The sequence below is a fragment of the Bacillus sp. LR_5 genome, from assembly GCF_042709275.1.
The window spans coordinates 1-5,623 of sequence record NZ_JAVAXX010000358.1; the positions used below are offsets into that span (position 1 = coordinate 1).

Here is a 5,623-nt window from a genome sequence, read left to right on the forward strand (position 1 = left end):
TCAAAAGCCCTGTTTACCGCTTATAATTCCATTCATCTGAAGCGTACTTTGTTTTAGCCAAGTGATGAACAAAATCAAGCTCTTCCTGAGAAAGTTCATATGGCTCCAAATGAATGTTAAGACCTGTTTCAAATCCTTCTTTAAAGGCTTTACGAGCCTCATCCATCGTCACCCGCTTTTCGGTGAGTTCATTAATGGCAACCGCTTTATTTTTGAAATTGCGCTGCATCCGCTCTCTTACTCTTTCACTTGGATATAAGAACAGATCGAACAGCTTGTCCTCATCTAAATCAAGAAGAATGGAGCCATGCTGAAGAATCACGCCTTTTTGTCTCGTTTGCGCGCTTCCCGCCACCTTGCGCCCCTCAACCACTAGCTCATACCACGAAGGCGCGTCAAAACAAACAGATGACCGCGGATTTTTTAAGCTTTCTTTTTCTTTTTCAGTTCTCGGGATGGCAAAGTAAGCGTCCAGACCGAGATTTCTAAAGCCTTGAAGTATGCCTTCTGAAATAACCCGGTAAGCCTCAGTAACAGTTGCCGGCATCTCGGGGTGCTCTTCCGAAACAATTACGCTGTATGTCAGTTCCTGATCGTGCAGCACACCTCTCCCGCCGGTCGGGCGTCTGACGAATCCGAGATTATATTTATGTACTGCTTCAAAATTGATTTCCTTTTTAATATTTTGAAAATACCCTACAGAAAGTGTCGCCGGATTCCAGCCGTAAAAACGGATAACCGGGGGGATTTTCTTTTCGCTGTGCCAATATAAAAGCGCTTCATCAAGCGCCATATTGAATGCAGGACTTGCATTGCCTGAGTCTATAAACCGCCAAGTTTCTTTTTGCATTTTAAGACCTTCCTTACCGTTTTAATAGAATCAGTTTATCAAACTGTCGGGAAAATGAAAAATATTTTAGTTCCATTATAGATGACAATCACGCTGTGCTTTACTATAATAGTATTTGTCGAAAACGGCTCTATGACCTTGTTTTATGAAGCAGGGTTTTGATTTTATATGCTAAAGGAGTAGAATCACATTGTCTAATATGATCGTTTTGATTATTTTTGCTGCGTTTATCATCTATATGATTGCTTCATATGTCTATCAGCAGCGAATTATGAAAACACTTACCGAAGAAGAATTCCGCGCGGGTTACCGCAAAGCGCAGCTTATTGATGTTCGTGAGCCAAATGAGTTTGAGGGCGGACATATTTTAGGCGCCCGCAACATCCCGCTTTCCCAGCTGAAACAGAGAAAAAATGAGATCCGTACGGACAAGCCTGTTTACCTGTACTGCCAAAACAGTGTCCGCAGCGGACGCGCGGCACAAACCCTGCGCAAAAACGGCTGCACTGAGATTTACAACCTAAAAGGCGGCTTTAAAAAATGGGGCGGAAAGATTAAAGCGAAGAAATAAAGCAAACAGCTGTCTAATAGACAGCTGTTTTTATTTATCTTTCTACCGCCTCGTATCTGAGCACCGGGTGTCTCGCCGCTTTTGTTTCATCCATTCTTTTTACAATCGTTGTGTGCGGGGCCTCCTGAACAAGCTCCGGATTCTCCTCCGCTTCTTTTGCGATTTGAATCATAGCATCAATAAACGCGTCCAGTGTTTCCTTTGATTCGGTCTCTGTCGGCTCGATCATGATGCATTCTTCAACATTAAGCGGGAAATAAATCGTCGGCGGATGATAGCCGAAATCAAGAAGCCGTTTTGCTATATCAAGCGTACGCACTCCCAGCTTTTTCTGCCGCTTCCCTGATAATACAAATTCATGCTTGCAATGGCGGTCAAACGGAAGATCGTAATAAGGCGCGAGCTTTCTCATCATATAGTTGGCGTTTAACACTGCGTTCTCAGTAACAGCCTTTAATCCGTCAGGCCCCATGGAGCGAATATACGTATACGCTCTCACATTAATGCCAAAGTTGCCGTAATACGGCTTCACACGGCCAATCGCATGAGGGCGGTCATAATCAAACGTAAAGCGCCCTTCTTTTTTGACTAAAACTGGCTTTGGCAAATAAGGAATCAGATCTTTTTTTACGCCGACAGGGCCTGAGCCGGGGCCTCCGCCGCCATGAGGGCCTGTGAATGTTTTATGCAGGTTGAGGTGCACCACGTCAAATCCCATATCTCCAGGTCTCGCCTTGCTTAAAACGGCATTTAAATTAGCGCCGTCATAATACAGTTTCCCCCCCGCTTGGTGTACAATTTCCGCCATCTCTGTAATCTGCTCCTCAAACAAGCCGAGCGTGTTCGGATTCGTCAGCATAAGAGCTGCAGTTTCTTCATTCACTGCTCTTTTTAAATCCTCTAAATCAACAAGCCCTTTTTCATTCGATTTCACCGTAACGGTTTCAAAGCCTGCTACTGTTGCTGATGCAGGATTCGTCCCATGCGCGGAATCAGGGACAATGACCTTCGTCCGCTTGAAATCCCCGCGAGCTTCATGATAGGCACGGATCATCATCAGCCCCGTCCATTCGCCGTGCGCTCCGGCAGCAGGCTGAAGCGTAACCTCATCCATTCCCGTTATTTCTTCAAGGTGCTTGCTTAAATCATATAAAAGCTCTAATGCGCCTTGCACCGTGTCTTCATCCTGAAGAGGATGAATCGCAGCAAAACCAGGAATACGTGCGATTTTTTCATTGATTTTCGGATTATATTTCATCGTGCAAGAACCGAGAGGATAAAAACCGGAATCCACCCCGTGATTGCGTTTGGACAGCGCTGTATAATGGCGCATGATGTCCAGCTCTGAAACCTCCGGCAGCGCTGCGTCTTCGTCACGAATATAGGTGTCTGACAAGAGGTCCTCCAATTCGATTTCCGGTACATCGAGCTCCGGCAGACTATAGCCGATTCGGCCTTCTCTTGATAGTTCAAAAATAAGTGCCTGGTCCTGATTACTCATGGCGATCCCCCAATTCCTGAATGAGTGCGTCAATTTCTTCTTTTGTTCTCAGCTCCGTTACAGCAATCAGCATATGGCAGTCCAGCTCCGGATACGTCAACCCAAGATCATATCCGCCAATCATGCCTTTTGCCAGCAAACGCTTGTTCACAGCTCTCACCGGCTCATCCAGTTTGATGACAAATTCATTAAACATCGGCCCATCAAACATAACGGTAAGGCCTGCTTTTTTTGCTTCTTGCTTTGCATAGTTGGCTTTTAAGAGATTTTGGCGGGCTATATCTTTTACGCCGTTTTTTCCGAGAGCAGTCATGGCCACTGATGCTGCCAGCGCATTTAAAGCTTGGTTCGAGCATATATTTGATGTTGCTTTATCCCGGCGGATATGCTGCTCCCTGGCTTGCAGGGTAAGCACAAAGCCTCTTTTTCCGTTTTCGTCTTCCGTTTGTCCGACGAGACGGCCCGGCACCTTTCTCATTAATTTTTTAGTAACGGCAAAAAAGCCGCAATGCGGGCCGCCGTATGCTGAAGGAATGCCGAAAGGCTGCGCATCACCGACGACGATATCAGACTGAAACTTGCCCGGCGGAGTGAGAAGACCTAGCGCCAGCGGGTTGGCTGAAACAATAAACATGGATTTCCCTTGATGAGCGATAGGCTCAATATCCTTTAGCGGCTCGATCCTGCCGAAAAAATTCGGGTACTGAACGATCACTGCGGCTGTGTTCTCGCAAACGGTTTGGCGCAATGCATCAAGATCTGTAACGCCATCCGCAGCGGGTACTTCAACAACATCAATATACTGACCTTTTGCGTACGTTTTCAGCACCTCTCGCGATTCAGGATGCACGGTTTTTGATACAACAATTTTTTTCTTTTTCGTGTGGCCTGAAGCAAGCATTGCTGCTTCTGCCAAGGCTGTTCCGCCGTCATACATCGAGGAGTTGGCGATATCCATGCCTGTCAGTTCACAGATCATCGTTTGGAATTCAAAAATAGCCTGGAGCTCTCCTTGTGAAATCTCTGGCTGATAAGGCGTATATGCGGTATAAAACTCAGAGCGCGAAATGACATGATCCACAATGACAGGCTGATAGTGGTCATATACACCCGCTCCTAAGAAAGAAGCGTATTGTACGGTATCACGATTTTTAGAGGCCAGCTTTGTCAGTTCTCTTGTTAATTCTGTTTCTGATTTCGCTTTTTTGATTTGATACTCTTTTTTATATTTGACGTTTTCCGGTATATCAGCAAATAAATCATCGATGCTGCTTACGCCGATAGTAGCAAGCATCTCCTGTTTATCCTTTTCTGTTGCGGGCAAATAACGGTGCTTCATGTGTTGTCTCCTCTCTCCAAGAAAAAATATTAGCGTTTATAAAATGGTGTTTTGACAACCTTTGCTTTCACTAATTTTTTGCGAATCTCTACATCTACAACAGTCCCGATCTCACTTGTTTCCGAATCAATTAAGGCAAGGCCGACGTTTTTCCCTAATGTCGGTGACTGCGTGCCGGTTGTCACCTTTCCGACAGACTTGCCATTTTGGAAAACCTCATATCCGTGCCGCGGTATCCCTTTTTCAATCATTTCGAGACCGACAAGTTTGCGCTTCGCTCCGTTTTCTTTTTGTTCACTCAATACTGACTTACCGAAAAAGTCAGACTCCTTATTGTGCTTTACAGCAAAGCCTATACCTGCTTCAATCGGTGTAATATCCCGGGTCAGCTCCTGACCGTAGAGCGGGAGCTTCGCTTCAAACCGGAGTGTATCACGTGCACCAAGACCGCATGGAATCAATCCGTATGCATCCCCTGCATCAATGATTTTTTTCCAAATATGCATAGCATCATCACTGCGGCAGTAAATTTCATACCCGTCTTCTCCCGTATAGCCAGTGCGTGAAATAAGTGCTTTGCGGCCGCTGATATCGGCTTCATCAATAAACGCAAACGGCTTTAATGCAGACACATCTGCATCTGTCAGATTTTTTAAGACCGCTTCTGCTTTCGGTCCCTGTACAGCCAAGAGCGCGATTTGATCTGACTGATTGTCAATCTGCACATCACCTGCTGCATGTTCTTTCATCCAAGCCAAGTCTTTATCTATATTAGAAGCATTAATGACAAGCAGATAGCGGTTCTCTTCTTTTTGATAGATAAGCAAATCATCGACGGTTCCGCCATCCGGGTAACACATCGCTGTATATTGAGCACGGCCTGGCGTTAACGCGGAAACATCATTTGTCATCAATCTTTGCAAAAAAGACAGACTGTCGTTCCCTGACACTTCGACTTCTCCCATATGAGATACATCAAACAAACCGGCTGCAGTTCGGACAGCCTCGTGTTCTTTTTTTATAGAAGAAAATTGAACAGGAAGCTCCCAGCCTCCGAAATCAATCGTTTTTCCTCCATATTCCTTATACAGGTCAAATAACGGCGTTCTTTTCAGCATCTAATTCCTCCCCTTTATCAACGGCGCAGCTAAAAACATACAAAAAAGGACAGAGAAACACCTCATGTAAAATGAAGGTTCTCTGTCCTGGCACCTGAAAGTTTACTTTGCATACGCAAAGACGTCCCCTTTGGTGGTTTGCGCATCCGCACAAACACTCTCCAGAGTTGCGTCGAGCAAGAGTTCTTTTGCCTGAGAGATTCACTCCGCAGTTTGCTCCTTCGGCGCCTGTATCCCGAGGTTT

Annotated in this window: 5 protein-coding genes and 1 riboswitch; of the genes, 1 reads left to right on the plus strand and 4 read right to left on the minus strand. The window is 45.5% G+C overall.

Annotated features, from left to right (window positions below):
- Positions 1 to 13: 13 nt before the first annotated feature.
- On the minus strand, positions 14 to 850 hold the full coding sequence (gene lipM, locus RAC86_RS34525; RefSeq protein ID WP_377886620.1) for an octanoyltransferase LipM: 837 nt from the start codon (positions 848 to 850) through the stop codon (positions 14 to 16).
- Between the two features lie 190 nt (positions 851 to 1,040).
- On the opposite strand from lipM, the gene RAC86_RS34530 reads away from it, so the two are divergent.
- Entirely contained in the window at positions 1,041 to 1,421 is a 381-nt protein-coding gene (locus tag RAC86_RS34530) for a rhodanese-like domain-containing protein (RefSeq protein WP_004398485.1), read from the plus strand.
- 34 nt (positions 1,422 to 1,455) lie between these two features.
- Here RAC86_RS34530 and gcvPB read toward each other — a convergent pair whose 3' ends face one another.
- From gcvPB to gcvT, 3 genes are read right to left on the minus strand one after another with little or no spacing between them, the layout of a single operon-like run.
- Positions 1,456 to 2,922 (minus strand): aminomethyl-transferring glycine dehydrogenase subunit GcvPB, encoded by a 1,467-nt coding sequence (gene gcvPB, locus RAC86_RS34535; RefSeq protein WP_029726727.1) that lies wholly within the window; start codon positions 2,920 to 2,922, stop codon positions 1,456 to 1,458.
- Complete coding sequence (gcvPA, locus tag RAC86_RS34540) at positions 2,915 to 4,261, minus strand: aminomethyl-transferring glycine dehydrogenase subunit GcvPA (RefSeq protein ID WP_029317920.1); 1,347 nt, start codon at positions 4,259 to 4,261, stop codon at positions 2,915 to 2,917. Before gcvPA ends, gcvPB begins: the two co-directional genes overlap by 8 nt.
- Positions 4,262 to 4,290: 29 nt before the next feature.
- Positions 4,291 to 5,379, minus strand: coding sequence for a glycine cleavage system aminomethyltransferase GcvT (gene gcvT / locus RAC86_RS34545; RefSeq protein ID WP_015714248.1), 1,089 nt, complete (start codon positions 5,377 to 5,379; stop codon positions 4,291 to 4,293).
- 170 nt (positions 5,380 to 5,549) lie between these two features.
- Positions 5,550 to 5,623, minus strand: a riboswitch (glycine riboswitch). This riboswitch is flagged as partial in the annotation.

Bases quoted from the DNA above. Each gene is read 5' to 3' on its own strand.
- lipM (WP_377886620.1), bottom strand. From the start codon at position 850: ATGCAAAAAGAAACTTGGCGGTTTATAGACTCAGGCAATGCAAGTCCT.
- gcvPB (WP_029726727.1), bottom strand. From the start codon at position 2,922: ATGAGTAATCAGGACCAGGCACTTATTTTTGAACTATCAAGAGAAGGC.
- gcvPA (WP_029317920.1), bottom strand. From the start codon at position 4,261: ATGAAGCACCGTTATTTGCCCGCAACAGAAAAGGATAAACAGGAGATG.
- gcvT (WP_015714248.1), bottom strand. From the start codon at position 5,379: ATGCTGAAAAGAACGCCGTTATTTGACCTGTATAAGGAATATGGAGGA.